At 53.2% G+C, this 18,280-nt stretch carries 19 protein-coding genes; 15 read left to right on the forward strand and 4 right to left on the reverse strand.

All coding sequences use genetic code 11. The features are described 5' to 3' along the window. Position 1: 1 nt before the first annotated feature. The 3 genes from NT131_05680 to NT131_05690 are packed head-to-tail and all read right to left on the reverse strand — an operon-like array spanning position 2 to position 4,664. Entirely contained in the window at positions 2–1,234 is a 1,233-nt protein-coding gene (locus NT131_05680) for a (Fe-S)-binding protein (GenBank protein ID MCX6651125.1), read from the reverse strand. Then, on the reverse strand, positions 1,231–1,653 hold the full coding sequence (locus tag NT131_05685) for a hydrogenase iron-sulfur subunit (protein MCX6651126.1): 423 nt from the start codon (positions 1,651–1,653) through the stop codon (positions 1,231–1,233). The genes NT131_05680 and NT131_05685 overlap by 4 nt, the downstream gene beginning before the upstream one ends. Further along, positions 1,650–4,664 carry a CoB--CoM heterodisulfide reductase iron-sulfur subunit A family protein gene (locus tag NT131_05690; GenBank protein ID MCX6651127.1) on the reverse strand — a complete coding sequence of 1,005 codons (3,015 nt, stop codon included), beginning with the start codon at positions 4,662–4,664 and terminating at the stop codon, positions 1,650–1,652. Before NT131_05690 ends, NT131_05685 begins: the two co-directional genes overlap by 4 nt. A gap of 773 nt (positions 4,665–5,437) precedes the next feature. On the opposite strand from NT131_05690, the gene NT131_05695 reads away from it, so the two are divergent. From NT131_05695 to NT131_05765, 15 genes are all read left to right on the forward strand, one after another. Continuing rightward, on the forward strand, positions 5,438–7,183 hold the full coding sequence (locus NT131_05695; GenBank protein ID MCX6651128.1) for an FAD-dependent oxidoreductase: 1,746 nt from the start codon (positions 5,438–5,440) through the stop codon (positions 7,181–7,183). After that, on the forward strand, positions 7,183–8,781 hold the full coding sequence (locus tag NT131_05700) for a hydrogenase iron-sulfur subunit (protein ID MCX6651129.1): 1,599 nt from the start codon (positions 7,183–7,185) through the stop codon (positions 8,779–8,781). The genes NT131_05695 and NT131_05700 overlap by 1 nt, the downstream gene beginning before the upstream one ends. A 391-nt stretch (positions 8,782–9,172) precedes the next feature. Next, positions 9,173–9,877 carry a hypothetical protein gene (locus NT131_05705; protein ID MCX6651130.1) on the forward strand — a complete coding sequence of 235 codons (705 nt, stop codon included), beginning with the start codon at positions 9,173–9,175 and terminating at the stop codon, positions 9,875–9,877. 54 nt (positions 9,878–9,931) lie between these two features. Beyond that, the gene (gene ftsZ / locus NT131_05710) at positions 9,932–11,002 is read left to right on the forward strand and encodes a cell division protein FtsZ (GenBank protein MCX6651131.1); all 1,071 of its coding nucleotides are present in this window, start codon (positions 9,932–9,934) and stop codon (positions 11,000–11,002) included. A gap of 10 nt (positions 11,003–11,012) precedes the next feature. Then, positions 11,013–11,321 carry a hypothetical protein gene (locus NT131_05715; GenBank protein MCX6651132.1) on the forward strand — a complete coding sequence of 103 codons (309 nt, stop codon included), beginning with the start codon at positions 11,013–11,015 and terminating at the stop codon, positions 11,319–11,321. A 97-nt stretch (positions 11,322–11,418) separates the two neighbouring features. Next, entirely contained in the window at positions 11,419–12,141 is a 723-nt protein-coding gene (psmA, locus tag NT131_05720) for an archaeal proteasome endopeptidase complex subunit alpha (GenBank protein MCX6651133.1), read from the forward strand. A gap of 12 nt (positions 12,142–12,153) precedes the next feature. Further along, the gene (locus NT131_05725) at positions 12,154–12,849 is read left to right on the forward strand and encodes a ribosome assembly factor SBDS (GenBank protein MCX6651134.1); all 696 of its coding nucleotides are present in this window, start codon (positions 12,154–12,156) and stop codon (positions 12,847–12,849) included. Between the two features lie 31 nt (positions 12,850–12,880). After that, positions 12,881–13,564, forward strand: coding sequence for an exosome complex RNA-binding protein Rrp4 (gene rrp4, locus NT131_05730; protein MCX6651135.1), 684 nt, complete (start codon positions 12,881–12,883; stop codon positions 13,562–13,564). Between the two features lie 10 nt (positions 13,565–13,574). Further along, positions 13,575–14,354: an exosome complex exonuclease Rrp41 gene (gene rrp41 / locus NT131_05735; protein MCX6651136.1), complete on the forward strand. Its 780-nt coding sequence runs from the start codon at positions 13,575–13,577 to the stop codon at positions 14,352–14,354. 2 nt (positions 14,355–14,356) lie between these two features. Next, positions 14,357–15,130 carry an exosome complex protein Rrp42 gene (gene rrp42 / locus NT131_05740; protein MCX6651137.1) on the forward strand — a complete coding sequence of 258 codons (774 nt, stop codon included), beginning with the start codon at positions 14,357–14,359 and terminating at the stop codon, positions 15,128–15,130. Positions 15,131–15,135: 5 nt separating this feature from the next. After that, positions 15,136–15,402, forward strand: a complete 267-nt coding sequence (locus NT131_05745) for a 50S ribosomal protein L37ae (protein ID MCX6651138.1) — start codon at positions 15,136–15,138, stop codon at positions 15,400–15,402. 7 nt (positions 15,403–15,409) lie between these two features. Beyond that, on the forward strand, positions 15,410–15,547 hold the full coding sequence (locus NT131_05750; GenBank protein MCX6651139.1) for a DNA-directed RNA polymerase subunit P: 138 nt from the start codon (positions 15,410–15,412) through the stop codon (positions 15,545–15,547). Position 15,548: 1 nt separating this feature from the next. Further along, a complete protein-coding gene (locus NT131_05755) occupies positions 15,549–15,791 on the forward strand; it encodes a KEOPS complex subunit Pcc1 (GenBank protein MCX6651140.1) in 243 nt (80 codons plus the stop codon). Further along, entirely contained in the window at positions 15,784–16,167 is a 384-nt protein-coding gene (locus NT131_05760) for a prefoldin subunit beta (protein MCX6651141.1), read from the forward strand. Before NT131_05755 ends, NT131_05760 begins: the two co-directional genes overlap by 8 nt. Before the next feature lie 64 nt (positions 16,168–16,231). Next, entirely contained in the window at positions 16,232–17,173 is a 942-nt protein-coding gene (locus NT131_05765) for a DHH family phosphoesterase (GenBank protein ID MCX6651142.1), read from the forward strand. Here the strand turns inward: NT131_05765 and NT131_05770 are convergent, their stop codons facing one another. Next, complete coding sequence (locus NT131_05770) at positions 17,174–18,232, reverse strand: tyrosine--tRNA ligase (GenBank protein MCX6651143.1); 1,059 nt, start codon at positions 18,230–18,232, stop codon at positions 17,174–17,176. It lies immediately after the preceding gene. Positions 18,233–18,280: the final 48 nt, after the last annotated feature.

Raw genomic sequence — 18,280 nt, forward strand, 5'->3', positions numbered from 1 at the left:
TTTATTCGCCTCCCTTAATATTCTCCGTTTTGCTGAGATTCCCAACTACTTGACTTATATTTTGTCCTACGGACATTTTCTCCGTAGCCCCTTTCAGTTGCTCGGCTATAAAATTATTGAAATCTCTAACGACTAACTCGACGTTCTCGAGTTCCGCAGGCTTCTTTTCCATCGATAGCATGCAATTGTAGTGAATGAGGCATTTCGGGCAGAAGGTGAGCATTACACCAGTATTCGTACCCTTGGCCTCTATCAGCCTTTCCAGTTGCATTTTTCTGGAGACTTCACTGCAACTCGCGAAGGCACTGACTCCGCAACAGATTGCCTTTTCTCTGATGCTGGGCATTTCCACAAGTTCAACGTTCATTGCCTTGAGAAGTTCCCGAGGCTCATCATAGTAGCCCATGTGCCTTCCCATCCTGCATGAATCGTGATATGTGACCTTCACATTGGACTCCTTGAAATCCAGCTTACCTTGTTCAATCAAATCGAGCAGGTATTCAGAAATATGTTTGACCTCGAAGCCCAAGTCCCCTAAAAAGTCCTTATAATCTATGCTGAAAGTTCGGAAGCCCTCAGCACAGGAGAACACCACGGTCTTTGCTCCCGTCGCCCTTATCGTCTCAACATTCTTTTTCATTAGTTCTTTGAAGACGGCCTCATTACCAGACCATATAAGGTCGTGACCGCAGCAGACCTCGTCATTGCTGACCACCGGCTCGATTCCTGCGGCATTGAGGATCTTGACCACGCTCGCCGGGACCTTCTTCAGCTCCGCGGCCTTGTCTTTGAACTGGATACCCAGCTGGTACGTGCACCCTGTGAAGTAATAGACTTCTCCCTTGTCCTTCACCTTCAGATCATCCGTCAGCCAGACCAGCCTGTTCTGCTTCTGCCCTTTCCCGGTCAGGCGTTGCATCGTATGAATCGCCCCAGCCTCACTGCAGAGCGGAATATTGTCCATTTCGATAGCTTCTGCCCTCATCCTCTGGATGAAGCCTGAGAAGTCCACCTTATACGGGCACATGTCATTGCAGATTTCACAGGTGATGCAGGACCAGATGTCCTTATCGGACTTGACCTCTGCTTCCATGCCCGCCTGAGCCTTGACCACGATTAGTCTTGGCGCGAAGTTGGGGTTCAGCTTCGCCACGGGGCAGAGGCTGGTGCATTTTCCACACTCTACACAATCAAATGCACCTGCGTCCTCGATGATCGTTTCAATCTTGGTCATTTGGCTCCCCCCATCAGAGGACTTGGGCCTATCGCCTTGAGTTCCTTTACGAACTCATGCATGGTCTCGGCGAACTTTCGTCCCTCGGAAGCAGAGATCCATTCCAATCTCAATCTCTTTTTCTCAATCCCCAGGACGTCCAGGAGTTCGCTCGTCATGGCGACCTTTTCTTGTGCCCTCTCGTTTCCCGAAATGTAGTGACAGCATCCAATGTGACATCCAGCTATGAGCACTCCATCGGCGCCAAGCTCGAACGCTCTCAATACGAACTCAGGCTCCAGCCTGCCGGTGCACATGACCCTTATGATCCTTGCGTTTGGAGGATATTGCAACCTGCTCACTCCAGCCAAGTCGGCCCCGGCATAGGAGCACCAATTACAACAGAACGCGACTATCTTCGGTTCCACTTCGGTTATCACTTTACCGCCTCCACGAGACAGGTCTCGACCATTGCAAGAATCTGCTTGTCGGTGAAATTCTGACAACTGATTGCTCCGTTACAGCAAGCCACGGCGCAGGCGCCACAGCCCTTGCACAGCGCTGGATTGATTCTTGATTTGAAAACCCCAGGGGCGACCTCCTGCACTGTTGCCGCCGAGAACTTACACACTGCCTCGCATCTGCCACATCCCCTGCACTTGGACTCGTCCACCGTGCTTACGTGTGCTATGCTTTCCATGACATCCTTGGATATCACCGTCATTGCTCTCGCAGCTGCTCCGGACGCCTGGGCAATACTCTCTTCCATGAACTTGGGCCAGTGTGCCAGACCAGCCAGGAAGACTCCTTGTTTGGCGAAGTCCACGGGCCTGAGCTTCATATGAGCTTCCAAGAAGAACTTATCCTTGCTGAGGGGGATTTTGAGTATCCTGGCCAGTTCTATGTTGCCATCTGGCTGTCCGATACCTGTGCTCAGTACCACCACATCGGGATGCAACTGGACTTTTTCTCCTAGGATAACGTCCTTGACCTGCACACAGAGTGTATTATCGTGTTTCTCCACATGCGGGTATCCTTCCTCAGGGAAACGAATGAATTTCACTCCCATCTTGCCAGCCATAGTGTAGTAATCTTCTTTGAATCCGTAAGTTCGGATATCCTTGTGGAGAATGTAGACTGCCGTTCCAGGACTTTTCTTCTTGATGTTTATCGCGTTCTTGATCGCCGTCGTGCAACAAACCCTGCTGCAGTAAGGAACTTGCTCGTTCCTCGAACCGACGCACTGGATCATGACCACGGTCTTGGCATCCAGGGGTTTCTCCGCCATACGCTTTGCCAACTCCAGCTGGGTCATGACTCGCTCGTCCTGACCGTACAAGTACTCAGTTGGCTTGTACTCCTCTCCCCCAGTGGCAACTACAATGGCGCCCGTGTCGATCTCTCCGCTTGGCATCTTGATCTTAAAGTTACCCACGAAACCTGTAATGTCATCAATCTTGGCGCCAAGATGGACCGTGATCTTATCGTTCGAAGTCACTTTTGATATTAACTCCTCTGCGATCATTCTGCCTGTCTTTCCGTCTTCCTCCAGGTACAGTCTTTTGGCGTTCCCACCAAGGGCATCGGATCTCTCCAGAAGATCCACTTTGAAACCTTGGGCAGCGATGTCCAAAGCCGCTGTGAGTCCAGCGATTCCCCCTCCGATGATCGTTGCGGTATGTCCGACATTGAACTTAGAACGACTCAGAGGGCCGATGAGCCGGGATTTTGCCACGGCCATTCTTACCAGGTCCATAGATTTCTGAGTGGCCTTCTCCGGTTCGTTTCGGTGCACCCAAGAACAATGGTCCCGGATGTTCGCCATCTCGAACAAATACGGGTTCAGACCCGCTTCCTCGATAGTGCTCTGGAACAACGGCTCGTGCGTTCTGGGGGTGCAGGAAGCGACTACCACTCTGTTCAAGTTTAGCTCCTTGATCCTCTGCTTAATCCTCTCCTGGAAGTCGGCGGAACAGGTGTACCTACCTTCCTCCGCATGAACGACATTGGGCAGGGTCTTGGCATATTCCACCACCCTTGGTACGTCGACTGTGGCGAGGATGTTAATACCACAATCGCAAACAAAGACGCCGATCCTTGGTTCCTTTCCCTCAACCGATATTTGAGCGATCTCGGTCTTTTTATGGTGGACACGATTCGTGCAAACGTGTGCTCCTGCCTTGGAAGCGGCGCCCGAAGCTTCAGCGACTGACTGAGGGATGTCCTTCGGGGCACCGAATGTCCCGGTCACATAGACACCCTTCCGGGAAGTGGCCAAGGGGTTGGAGACGCTGGTCTCCGCGAAGCCGTATTTGTTCAGTTTGATGCCCATGACCTTGGACAGCTCTTGCGCTGAAGCTGGCGGTTTGAAGCCGACGGACAGCACTACCAAATCGAACTCCTCTGATATCTTCTCCGTGCCGTGAGAGTAGTGGACGATGAGGTTCTTAGTCTCGGGAACCTCCTCGACCGAGGCGACCCTGGAGCTGCGCAGCATCCTTATGCCATAATCGTTCTCCGCACTGTTCCGGTAGTCCTCGAACTCCTTGCCGTAGGCGCGAATGTCCATGAAGAATATGGTGGGCTTAAGGCCTGCGGTGTGCTCGCCGGCGATGATGCTCTGCTTGATGGCGGACATGCAGCAAATACTTGAGCAGTAGTTGTTCCCCACTTTCGCGTCCCTCGACCCGACGCATTGCAGGAACGCCACCTTGGCGGGGGTCTTGTTGTCCGACGGTCTGATAATATGTCCCTGGTAGGGACCGGTGGCCGAGAGAATCCTTTCAAACTCGAGGGAGGTGACGACGTTCTTGTACTCACCGTAGCCGTACTCCTTCTTCAGCTTAGCGTTGAAGACCTCACCGCCCGGAGCAAGGACGATCGCCCCGACTTGGATCTTCTCTATTGTTTCTTTCTGCTCGAAATCGACCGCGTCCGCCGGGCATACCTTCTTGCAGTTGCCGCATTTTTTATTTATAAGGTAAAAGCACTTCTTGGCGTCGATGGAATATTTCATCGGCACGGCTTGCGCGTAAGGGACATAAATCGCCTTTCTCTGGACCATGCCTACATCGTACTCGTTGTCTACTTTCGACGGGCATTTCTCGACACACAGCCCACAACCCACGCATCGGTCCTCACGAACATAACGAGGGTTCCTTCTTAATGTGACGACGAAGTTGGGCGCCTCCCCCTCGACGGCGATCACATCCGTCAGCGTCATCATCTTAATCATTGGGTTCCTTCCGGCCTCGACAAGCTTAGGAGAAAGGATGCACAAGGAACAGTCATTCGTCGGGAACGTCTTGTCCAGCTGAGACATGATTCCCCCTATGCTCGCTTTGCTTTCTATTAAATATACCTTAAATCCAGATTCGGCTAAATCCAAGGCAGACTGGACGCCGGAGATGCCTCCGCCGACCACCATCACTGCACCTTCTTGATTGGTCATTCCACTTCCCTCCCTCTCTGGTCTTGATCCATAGAAAGCAATTCTATCTGTGGTATCCTTAAAAGGAACGATGGGGCACAACCTTTCTCTGCGACCCTTTGGTTCATTAAATCATTTCCTTCATGGATCAGCTTTTTCTCCCCCCACAATTCATCCAGTCGCAAATAATGTGAGCTTGCCCAACGCCATACCCCATTTCCTTCGCATACAAAGGGCACTTTGGTCTTAAACATCATCTGCTTCACCATGAAATACCGGCTTACCCGGGGTAGGAAACCTTACCATATATATGATTAACGATTTTGTTCTCGATAAGAATGTTTATATTTTGACATTTTATAATTCTTTTCGATGATTTTAATATAAACATCGGATTACTCGTTTCTCATTATCGCATATAATTACTTCGATTTTTCACTGCTGACTCGTGACTTCAATGACTGTGGCAACCAATCCAGTCATCTTCCTTGAACAGCTGGAGAATAGATTAGACCAAATTTAAATATTTTATTAATAATATTTATAACAATATAATTTAATAATTATTAAAATCACTTAGGCCGACAAAGTGTAAGGTTGAATTTTATACAAGGCTGATTATATATTATCGGCGCCTCTCGGAGGGAGTAAGACTAAAATATAAGTGAAATTTGTATGTATGACTGTTAGTGATAATGAGCGTAAGGCTAGGGATGAAATAGTTCCCTGATGACTCAAATCACTATCGAAGAAATGCGATGTTTTAATTTTCCTTGACAAAAAGGTTGGATTGCATGAATCCGGAGAAAAGTAAGAGAATCGGTGTCTTCTTGTGCTGTGGGCGTGGCGAGATCAGTAGAAGAATCGATCTCGAGTCCTTAGCGAAGTTCATTAGCCAATATGAGGATGTTGTAGATGTTGGCATATATCAAGAGCTTTCATCAAAGGAAGGTCTGGAATATCTCATCGGGAGATATCTTGAAAAGAAGTTTGATCGCATTCTCATCGGTGGAGGGGTTCCAGCGATTCAGGGTGTGTATATCCAACATGGTCTTACTCTTGCAGGTATGAATAAGTACCTATTCGAAATGGTCAATCTTAAAGAGCAGTGCGCTTGGGTTACTCCTGATAAGAAGGAAGCGACTATAAAGGCCAAATCTATTATGCTGGCCGGTCTAGAGAGAGTCAGAAGGCTTGAACCGCTCGAGGATATCAAAGTTCCAGTGAAAGACAGCGTGCTTGTGATTGGAGGCGGGGTGGCGGGAATGGCGGCAGCCCTTCATGTAGCAAGCGCTGGTTTTAAAGTATACCTTGTAGAAAGAACGCAGCAACTTGGTGGCAGAGCATATCAACTTGAGACCACCTTCCCGACTCACAACTGTGGAATTTGTTGTATGGCGTACTGCAAGGGGTGCATTTTTACTCCGAAAATCGATGAAATTATAGAAAATCCTAACATTGAGCTACTACTCAATTCGGAGATCGATCAAATCACAGGTTGTTTTGGTAATCGACAAATCAGAGTGAGCCAAAATGGTAATATTAAGGAGTTCGATGTCGGCATTATTATCGTTGCCACCGGATCAAAAACCTTTGATCCTAACAAGATTCCAGAGTATAATTATGATACAAACAAAGACGTCGTGACAACGATGGAGTTTGTCAAATTGATGAAGGATGCATATAATACGGGTATTAAAAGACCCTCAGATGGCAAAGAACCACAGACTGTTGATATTGTCTTATGTGTCGGCTCTAGGGACCTAGTACGTGGGAGCCTTAATTGTTCGTTGGTATGTTGCACTTATGCCATAGGGACTGCAAAAGAAATCAAGCAGATCAACCCCAAAACAACAGTATATATCCATTATATTGATCTTCGCGGTCCATATAGAGGATTTGAAAGATTATATAATGAAGCCAAGGAGATAGGTATCCAATTCGTTCGGGGTAAGGTTGCAGAGATCGTAAACGAGGATGGACAACTTTTCGTCAGGGCAGAAGACACCGATGCCGGTTGCCTCCTCAACATCAAGAGCGATCTTGTGATTCTTGCGGTCGGTCAAGAACCGAGCGTGGGCTCCGAGAAACTGTCCAAGATGCTCCATATCCCGACCGACATCGATATGTTCTACAAGGATGTAAATCCGATGCTACCAGCGGACATAAGGAGGGGTATATACATCGCTGGATGTGCCATGGGTCCAAAGGGTATTCGATATTCAATCGAAGATGCGAAGAGCGCCGCCGCCGAAGTTATCGATATTCTGAAAACTGGATATATCATGATGGACAGAAATGTGGCATTCGTGAACGAGGAGCGGTGCCGTGGATGTGGGAGATGCGCAGAGGCATGCACATTCAAAGCGATTGAGATCGTCGAGAAGAGCGGCAAAAAAGTAGCTAAGGTAAATGAGATCCTTTGCAGGGGGTGCGGTGTCTGTGCCGTTACATGTTGCAACAAAGCGGTCGAAGTAACTAACTATGTTTCGGACCAGATAATGCCATCAGTCCGTTCTTTAGTTTTGGAGATGGAATGATGGATTCTGGACGATACGAACCGACCATCATTGCTTTCCTTTGTAACTCGTGTAGCTACCCTGCGCTTTCTCTAATAGGATTACATCATCTCTCTTATCCTCCCAGTGTGAAAATCGTGCGGGTCCCATGCACAGGAAGAGTCGATCCCGCTTTTATAATGAAGACATTTGAATACGGAGCCGATGGTGTGGCCGTGGTTGGCTGTAGGATGGATGACTGTCGATACATCGACGGCAACAAGAAGGCCAAAGAGAGGGTTGAGGCGCTGCAGAAGGTCTTAAGGTACATTGGACTAGGGGAGGGAAGATTAAGGACCGAATGGATTTCCGCTTCCGAGACGTCCAAGTTTCGCATTTTTGAGCAGTCGATGTCGCTGGATTTGAGCTCGATGGGGCCGAGCCCCATGCCGAAAATAATCGAAGGGGAAAAAAATCAGTTTAGCAAAAGGGCAATCGACAACATTGTTGCAGACATGAAAGCACATAATTGTGTTGAGTGCGGGAAGTGCACTAGCGTCTGTCCTGTTGCGAAAATCAACAAGGATTTTTCCCCAAGGATCATCGTATTAAGAGCTTTGGAGGGCATATCTGACAACCTGGCTAATGATAAGGACATCTGGGAATGCATCACCTGCGAAATGTGCAATTCGATGTGCCCATATGAGGTGGATTATTCTGGGTTCATTCAAGGAATTAGGGCGGAAGCAGTTCGATTGGGCAACCAACCGGAGTGTTCACAGGGAGGGTTGCTCAATAGCATGATGAGAATAATGGCGAATACGGAGAAGCAGGATCGGCTCGGATGGGTGCCTGAGAATGTTAAGATAGCAGAGAAGGGGGATACGTTATTTTTCGTTGGATGCGCTCAGCATCTTGATGCCATTTTCTATGATAGAAATCTGAACTTGATTCAATCAAGCATCTCCACGATAAAGCTACTGAATCATGCAGGCATAGTTCCTGTTGTCTCAAATCAGGAGGTGTGTTGTGGGCATGACTTGAACTGGGCGGGGGACAATGATAATTTCGAGAAGCTCATGGACAGGAACCTTGAAGCCGTCAAGATGTCTGGAGCCAAGAGAATAGTCTTTGCTTGTCCAGAATGTTACAGGACATGGAAGATCGATTACCAAGACATTGCAGGTGATTTGGATTATGAGATGATGCACATTACAGAGCTCTTAACTGAACAAGCGAAAGAGGGTAAGATTAATCTTGAAACTAAAGGGAAGGACACTGATACTGTCACCTATCACGATCCCTGCAGACTAGGGAGACACCTGGGGGTCTATGATGCTCCTAGAGACCTGCTGAAGATGACAGGAGTGGAAATCAAAGAGATGGCAAACAATAGAGACAAGTCAGCGTGTTGCGGAGTTAGTGCCTGGCTTTCTTGCGGGAATGTAGCGAAACAGATGCAGATTGAGAAGCTTACAGAAGCGAAGGGGACGGGCGCAAGGAGACTCCTAACAACTTGCCCCAAGTGCAGGATTCATCTCGACTGCGCAGTATCGAAGCAGACAGCTGTGGACAAATCCCTCATAGATATCCCGATGGAGGATTACATTACATATTTGGCGAATAGACTGGGGCTTTAGGATCACAAGTGAAGTGCTCAAGTCCTATGGAAATCATGCATGTGAATGATTGTATTGATTTTGGATGAGTCCGAATTGGGACGTTAATAAAAGAAGGCCTTGATGCAAAATTAAAATGACCGGGACATCCTGGTCATTGCCAGCTGATGAATGGATTGGATTGCACTTAAATATTTTGTAAACAATATTTTTAACAATATAATTTAATAATTATTAAAATTACTTAGGCTAACATAGTTTAAGGTTGAATTTTACAACAAGGCTTTCGGAAGAAAAAGATTGCGTGTATTGGAAACGGAGAATGCCATCGGCGGATGTCCACTCCCTGTACATGTCCGATACAAATAATGAGAGGGTAAGTTATATAAATCGTAAGGTAATGCGATTCAAAGTGCTCCTGACCTTATTCCTGGGATCGCTGGGGGTTTCCGCCTTGTTCCCACTGTATTATATAATAGTAAAAAAAGGAGTAAAAAAAGGGAGGGATGCGAGGGGTAACTGGACTTTTCACGAGGACCGCCTAGAACCGTTGAGTCGGGCGGACACCAAGGTGAAGATCCGCCCGGTAAGGGCCGAAGGCGTGGTCTGCCAGATATGCATGGGCAAGCTGAAGTCCGGGCTCCCTCACATCAAATGTGGATGCGGTAAGGTGTTCCATATCACTTGTTTAAAGCGCACAGGTTTCTGCCCTTACTGTCAAAAGGTGTACACTCCCGAGGAGGTTGAAGTGAACGCTACCTACCCAGACATGGAGAGCATGGAATGCCCCATGTGCGGCCGTTTGGTATACAAGGATTCTAGCAGCTGCGAGTGCGGCGCTATCATCGCCGACGAGGACGGGAAGTTTTATTGTCCCGGCTGCGGCACTCAGATTGATAATGGAGAGAAACAGTGCCCTTATTGTCATGAAAGCTTCGAGGATGTGCACCTGGTACAGTGCCCGTTTTGCGGAAAAGTGTTCGACGAGAGCCGGGGTTCGTGTGAGTGCGGCACATTCTTGGGAGAGGTGTGCCCCGAGTGCGGGGTGCATATTGAACCAGAGGACCGGACCTGTCCGTCCTGCGGCGTGACCTTCGAAGTGGTCGATGGGGAATAGCCCTTCGACTGGTATTCCTTGTCTTTTTATACTTTATAGAATATTCATCAACGGGTGGATGCCATTTACCCTTTATTCGATGATCTGTTCAAACCGGAGACCGAGGAAAAGCCTCTGAGCCAGGCCTGTGCCGATGATGATGAACTGACGAGGTTGGTGGAGTCCCTCAAGATCAAGATCTCCATTATAGGCTGCGGAGGCGGCGGCTCCAACACCATACGACGGATGTACCAGGGCAACGTCGAGGGCGTGAACCTGGTGGCCTGCAATACTGACGCCAGACACCTTCTTTCCATTCAAGCACCCCACAAGGTCCTGATGGGTCGGAGCATGACCAAGGGATTGGGCTCCGGAGCCATCCCCGAGGTGGGTCAGAAAGCGGCCGAGGAGTCGGAGAACGAGCTCTGGAAGTACGTGGACGGGCAGAACATAGTCTTCGTGGTCGCCGGATTGGGTGGCGGCACCGGCACCGGTTCCGCACCCGTGGTGGCGGACATGGCCAAGAGGGCCGGGGCCCTCACCATCGGCGTGGTAACTCTGCCCTTCAAGGCGGAGGGCGCGGTGCGCATGAACAACGCCATAAAGGGCCTGGAGAGATTGAAGGAGAAGTGTGACACCACCATCGTCCTGCAGAACGACCGGTTGCTGGAACTTGTGCCCAAGCTTCCCCTCGACGCGGCGTTCCGGGTCACTGACGAGGTGCTCATGCAGAGCATCCGGGGCATCACCGACGCCCTGACCAAACCCGGCCTAGTCAACATCGATTTCAACGATCTCCTGACCATCATGAGGAACGGGGGCATGGCCCTCATCGGGATCGGCGAGTCCAACGAATACGGTGTGAGGGCCGAGCGCTGCATCGAGGACGCCTTGGGCTCGCCCATGCTGGGCGACGTGGACGTCAAGCAGGCCAAGGGTGCCCTGGTCCGAGTGGTCGGAGGGGAGGACGTGACCGTCACCGAGGCCGAGAAGTCCGCCCTGTTGGTCAGTGAGGCCGTGGACCCGCGCGCCCGCATCATCTGGGGCTGCGCCGTCGACCCCAACATAAAGGGCGACATGAGGGTGCTGGTCGTGCTCACCGGGGTCAAGTTCAATAGCATCGTGGAATCGTTCAAGGGCAGATGAGGACGGCCTGATGGTTGTCAAGGAGAAACGGGGACGCCGCCGTTACATCGCCTTTGAGACAGACCACCGCGTCTCCGACGAGGAGCTGCTGTCGTTCATAATATCCGCCCTATTCCCCCGAGGGATCAAAGCTCCCAAGATGATTCAGTTCGACGGAAGAAAGGGGATATTCCGTTGTCCTCCTGTGGATAAGGACTCTATACTGAAGGCGTTGGGACCAAGGCCCGGCACCCCATTCACCATCGTTACCTTGAGCACATCCGGGACCCTGAGGACCCTTCGGGAAAAATATTTCCCCGATGAGCAACGGCGGGGATGACTGGACCGCTCACAGATTTTTTCGAATAATCCCCAAGAAATATATAGGTCTTGATAACTTAGGTGGCGTGAATCGAGGATAATTGGAGAGTGATTAGATGCAACCAGGACAGATGGCATATGACAGGGCCATAACGGTTTTTTCTCCTGACGGGCGCCTTTTCCAAGTGGAGTACGCCCGAGAAGCGGTCAAGCGCGGCACCACCACCGTCGGCTTGAAGTTCAAGGATGGCGTGGTCCTCATCGTGGACAAGAGGATCGCCAGCCGACTGATGGAGCCCAAATCCATCGAGAAGATATTCAAGATAGACCACCACATCGGTTGCGCTACCTCCGGTCTGGTCGCTGATGCCCGCATCCTAGTGGACCAGGCCCGCGTCCTGGCCCAGATCAACAAGATCACCTACGATGAGAGGGCCGGGGTCGAGGATTTGGTGAAGAGGATCTGCGACTACAAGCAGAATTACACTCAATACGGCGGAGTGCGCCCCTTCGGGACCGCGCTCCTGGTCGCCGGGGTCGACGATCAAGGCGAACATCTCTTCGAGACCGACCCCAGCGGGGCGCTCGTGTCCTACAAGGCCGGGAGCATCGGAGCCGGACGCAACGTGGTCATGGAGGTCTTCGAGGAGGACTACAAGGAAGGTATGACCATGGAGGAAGCCGTGACCCTGGGCCTCAAGGCCCTGAAGAAGGCCACCGAAGAGGAAAAGCTCAACCCCAAAGGCGTGGAGATCGGCGTGGTTCGACACGGAGACAACTTCCGCCGCCTGGACGAGGCTGAGGTGGAAACCTTCATCGCCAAGGTCAACAAGGAGTGACCTGGAGAGTAGATGGTAGACTTGGAAGAGGCGATCGTAGCCCGCCTTGAATCCCACGGCGAGACTTTTGAGGTCCTCATAGACCCCAAGGTGGTCAACCACCTCAAGGAGGGCAAGGAGGTCGACCTGATAGACTACATGGTCATCGACGAGATCTTTAAGAACGCCCACAAGGGGACCAAGGCCTCCGAGGATAAGATGAAGGAGGCCTTCGGCACCATCGATGCGGTGGAGATCGCTAAGGTCATCATCCTCAAGGGCGAGGTGCAGCTCACCGCCCAGCAGCGAAAGGAGATGCTGGAGAGCAAACGGCTACAGATCATAGCCACCATCGCCCGGAACGCCATCAACCCCCAGACCGGGGGGCCGCACACCCCGGCCAGGATAGAGATGGCCATGGAGGAGGCCAAGGTCCACATCGACGCCTTCAAGCCGGTGGACCTACAGGTGCAGCATGTATTGGACAAGCTGCGCCCGCTGATACCGATAAGGTTCGACAAGGTGCGCATCGCGGTCAGACTGAAGGCCGATGAGTACGGCCGCTGCTACGAGGACATGACCGAGATGGGTAAGATAACCAAGGAAGAGTGGCAGAAGAACGGGGACTGGATCGGCGTGGTGGAGATACCCGCCGGTATGCGGGACGACCTGTTCAACAGGCTTAACCACAAGACCCACGGCACTGCGGAGACGAAGCAGTTGAAATGATATCATATATGATATTCCAAGAGTTGATCAAATGAACCAAGAGAACATGACCAGAGAACTGGTGCTTCCCGGCGATGTATTGGACGCCGGAACCTTGAAGCCCGGAGAGGGGACCTATGTCCATGACGGCAAGATCTTCGCCGCCATGCTAGGCATAAAGAGCGTCAAGGCCAATTTCGTGAACGTCATAGCCCTGGGCGGAAGGTACATACCTGCGCCGGGGGACCTGATCATCGGCAAGGTCATCGACATCGGCCCATCCAACTGGCTGGTGGACATTTACTCGCCATACCCGGCGCCGCTGCACGTGAACGAGGTGCCTTGGCGCGTGGAGTTCGGGGACACCTCGAGATACCTTGGAGTGGGGGACACCCTGCTGGCCAAGGTCCTCTCGGTGGACGAGACCAAGCGGGTACAGGTGACCATGAAGGAACAGGGGCTGCGCAAGCTGCAGGGCGGACAGATAGTGGAGATCGCCCACAGCAAGGTGCCGCGCGTCATAGGCAAGAACGGCTCCATGATCCAGATGATCAAGACCTACACCAACTGCCGCATATTCATCGGGCAGAACGGCAGGATATGGATGGACGGCAACATGGAGGACATGGTCCACGCCATGCAGGCCATAAAGATGATAGATGAGGGAGCGCAGACCCTGAAACTGACCGAGCGGGTGAAGGAATTCCTGGAATCGGTATATCGCAAGGAAGAGTGAGGTGTTTTAAATGGGTGGAAATTCTGATATGAAGCTCATCGATGAAAATGGTATAAGGATCGACGGCCGGAAGGTGGATGAGCTCCGGCCCATAAAGATCGAGGCTGGAGTGCTCAAGAGCGCCGATGGTTCCGCGTACGTGGAGATAGGGAAGAACAAGGTATTGGCGGCCGTCTATGGCCCCCGTGAGTGCCACCCCCGGCACATGCAGAACCCGGCCAAAGCCATCGTCCAGTGCAAGTACAACATGATATCCTTCTCCGTCTCCGACCGCAAGCGGCCGGGACCGGACCGCCGGTCGGTGGAGATATCCAAGTTGATATCTGAAGCGATGGAGCACGTGGTGTTCACCGAGAACTACCCCCGTACCTCCATCGACGTGTACATCGAGGTCCTACAGGCCAACGCCGGCACCAGGTGCGCCGGGCTTATCGCCGCCTCCGTCGCCCTCGCTGACGCCGGTATCCCCATGAGGGACATCGTGCCCGCGGTGGCCGTGGGCAAGGTCAACAACCAGGTGGTCCTGGACCTGAACAAGGAAGAGGACAACTTCGGACAGGCAGATCTTCCGATAGCTATGATCCCCCGCACCGGGGAGATCCTGCTGATGCAGATGGATGGACACCTTACCCAGGCCGAGTTCGACCGAGCCCTGGAACTGGGCGTCAAGGCTTGCGGCGAGATCTACGAGATACAGAAGGACGCCCTGCGCCGCCGCTACGCCATCACTAACGGCGAGGCGGAGGACGAGGCCAAGGACGAACCTCAGGAAATGACCGAGGAGGCCTGAAAATGTCCAGATCCATCGTTTCCGAGATCAAGAGGGACCATATCCACAAACTGATCGCCGACGGCAAGCGCGTCGATGGCCGGGCCTGGGACCAGTTCCGCGAGATATCCATCCAAACCCACGTGGTGGAGACCGCCGAGGGCTCCTCCCGCGTCAAAATCGGCAATACCGAAGTGATCGTCGGGGTCAAGATGGCCGTGGGCGAGCCATTTGCTGACACGCCCAACAAGGGAGTGCTCTCCACCAACGCCGAGCTAATCCCGATGGCGTCCCCCAGCTTCGAGTCCGGACCCCCGGACGAGAACTCTATAGAGCTGGCCCGTGTCGTCGACAGGGGCATCAGGGAAAGCCAGATGATCGATCTGGACAAGCTGTGCATCGAGCCCGGCAAGAAGGTCTGGATCAACTTCGTGGACATATACGTCCTGGACTTCGACGGCAACCTTTTCGACGCCTGCTCCCTGGGAGCGGTGGCGGCGATCAAGAGCGCCGTCGTGCCCGCGGCCGCCAATGGCCTGGGAGAGGACTACCCTATGCCTGTAAGGTGCGTGCCGGTGTCCGTCACCGCGGTGCAGATAGAAAACTCTATATTGGTTGACCCGACTCTCGACGAAGAAAAGGTCGCGGCAGCTAGGCTGACCGTTACCACTGACGACAACGGGGACCTGCGGGCCATGCAGAAGGGCTTGAGCGGGGCGCTCACGCTGGAGCAGGTCAAGAACGTGATCGACACCTCCCGCAGGCTTGGCGTCGAAATAAGAAAACTGATTGGGTGATAGCAATGGCGAAGAGAACCTTGAAGGCCGGTAGCTCTGGCAGATTCGGTGCCAGATACGGCGTGGTGACCAGGAAACTTACGAGGGACATCGAGAAGGTCCAGAGATCGAAGTTCGAATGCCCCAGCTGCCACCACAAGAACGTGAAGAGGGTGGCGTCCGGAATATGGGCCTGCAGGCACTGCGACACCAAGTTCGCCGCGGGCTGCTACACCCCCAGGATGAGGGAGGCGATCTCCAAGGAGGTCGCCGAGGCACAAAGCAAGGAGTGAACTTTACTTGACATACAAGTGCGGCCAGTGCGAGAAACCCATCCGCTCCGACCTCAACGCTGTGGGCATGCAGTGCGAGAACTGCGGCTTCAAGCTGTTCTACAAGGAGCGGCCCAACGTCAAGAAGATAATAAAGGGCCGGTAAAATGTTCCGAGCCACCCTGGCGGTGCGCTCGCCCTACGCCTTCAACGTGGCTCAGGCCATAGGTCCGGAGGCGGGCAGGGAGATCCCCCGCACCAGGGCCGACGTCCGTTCCTCGGAGGGTTCGATGACCCTTGAGCTGGACGCGGACGATCTTTCTGCCCTGAGGGCAGCTTTAAATTCCTACATCCGATGGATGAGCATAGCGGAAAAAATGAGTGAAACGGTCGGTGAAATCGATGGATGAGATAAGCCCCAAACTTCAGAATCAGATCGCCCAGTTCCAGCAGCTTCAACAGCAATTGCAGACCGTAATGAGCCAGAAGATCAGGATGGACGCCATGCTGAAAGAGATGGACATGACCATCGAGGAGCTCAAGAAGGTCCCTGCGGACGGAATATTGTATAAGAGCGTCGGCTCCCTGATGATCAAGGTCAACGACAACCCTGCCATCCTGAAGGAGATCGAGGAGGACAAGGAGACCACCGAGATCAGGATCAAGAGCTTGGACCGCCAGGAGAAGATGCTTAAGGAGAAGTTCCAGAGCCTCCAGGAACAGTTGAACCGTGCTTTGGGAGCCCAGCAGGGCGCCCCGAAAAAGGTGGACGAAGAGGACGAATGATCCTCCCCCCTTTCCTACTTTTAACAACAAATTGGATATTGGCCGGAGGCGTTGCTTGCCCCGGATGATAGAAGACATCATCGGCAGGCTGTCATCGGACAAGCTCATCCTGGTCCACGGCAACGCCGACCCGGACGCGTTGGGAAGCGCCTACGCCTTGGCCAAGGCCTTCCCTCCCGCGGTGATATTCCCCGTGGAAGGACTGGACCGCACCTCCAAGAACGTCTCCGCACGCCTAGGAATGGAGCTACTGACCCGCGTAGAACGGAGCTATCCCCTCATCGTGGTGCTGGACACCTCCTCGCCGGAGCAGCTGGGCATCTTCAGTCAGATGCAGGGGGATATGATCATCATCGACCATCACTGCCCCTCTACGAAATGGGAGGGGCGCGGCACCTACCTCTGCGATGACAGCAAGCGCTCCTGCGCCGAGCTTGTCCTGGAAATTATACAGAAGGCCGGGAGGCCCATCACCCGCGACATGGCCATGGCCCTGTGCGCCGGGATACTTACCGACACCGGCCATTTCCGTTTCTCCAATCCCGGGTCCCTGAGGGCCTTCGCCTCCCTGATAGAAGGGTCGAACCTGAGCATGGAGGAGGTGCTGGCCATTACAGAATCGCCCGTGGACATCTCCGAGCGGGTGGCACAGATGAAGGGTGGGCAGCGCCTGCGCTTCGAACGTGTCGGCGAGTACATCGTGGCCGTGTCGCAGGGCAGTTCCTTCGAATCGTCGGTGTGCAAGGCCCTCCTCAACCTGGGGGCGGACATAGCCTTCGTCGCTTCGCAGCGTAACCAGGAGTTCCGCCTGAGCGCCCGGGCCAGGCAGGACCTGGTGCGCAAAGGCCTGCACCTCGGTCAATTGCTGGGGGACGTGGGCGAGGAGACGGACAACGACGGCGGCGGCCACGGCGGGGCGGCCGGACTGGTCGGCGTGGGCGATGCGGAGGCCATCCTCAACATCTGCCTGCAGAAGTCCATGGCCTATCTGCGCACGCTGAGATGATCAGCGCAGCTTCTTGACCCCGGATATTATTTGGCTGATGCGCTCGTAGTTCTCCGGCTTCTTCTTGAAGTACTCGCGGGTGGGCGCCAGCACCTCGGCCAGGGCGGCCGCGGTGCCGTTCTTCAGGTCCATGGGATGCAGCTTGCCCGCCAGGTACGTGCGCTCCAGTTCTTCGTAGGAATGGAACTCTATGTTCCCCCCGAACTTCTCCGGGCGCTCGAAGCGCAATACGTCCATCCTCTCGAAGAGCACGTACTTGCTTATGGCTAGGACCGGATTCTCTTCCGTCTCCGGGGGGCAGAAGGCCTTGCTCAGCTTCCTCTTGAGGTCCTCCGGCGAATCGTGGATCAGCAGCGCCCCTTCGGGGTCGCTCTTGGACATCTTGGAGGCGACTGGGTCCATGCGGTTGCCGCCCTTGAGCCCGGGCAGAAGCGGCGTGTGCACGGCTACCGCCTTCTTGATCTCCATCTTCTCCGCGGCCTCGCGGGCCAGCATATGGGCCCGGCGCTGGTCGAGACCGGCATAGGCCACGTCCACGTCCATGAATATCAGGTCCGCCGCCTGCATCAGCGGGTACATGACCTTGCTCGAATCTACCTCGGCCTCGTCCTCGTTGCGGCCCATGATGGTCATGGCCCGTTTCACCCTTTGCAGGGAGGAGGCCTTCCCGACCTTCATCACCGTCTCCCAGTAATCGATGTCGTCCATTATATCGGAGGCTAGCTTGTACTCGACGTTCTCCCGGGGAACGCCGAGCGCCTCGAAGCAGTCTTTCATGTACTCCGCGCAGACGCGGATGTTCTCGATGTCCCCGCCAAGCTTGTCGTTGATGTAGGCGTGCCAGTCGGCTAGGAATATGATGAAGTGGAAACCGGCGTCCACGAAGTTGCGCACTTTCTGCGCGGTGACCATCCATCCGATGTGCACAAAGCCAGACGGCTCGAAGCCGATGTAGCCGGTAGGCGAGGCCTTGTTCCGAAGTACCTCCCTGAGGTCCTCCGGGGTGATGATCTCCTCGGTGTTCCTGGCTATTAGTGCGTACCGCTCTTCGACGTCCATGATGCTCAGGGCTGGATAAGCCGCGGATATTAATCTAATTTGCCGCTC

Source organism: Methanomassiliicoccales archaeon, from assembly GCA_026394395.1.
GTDB lineage: Archaea > Thermoplasmatota > Thermoplasmata > Methanomassiliicoccales > UBA472 > UBA472.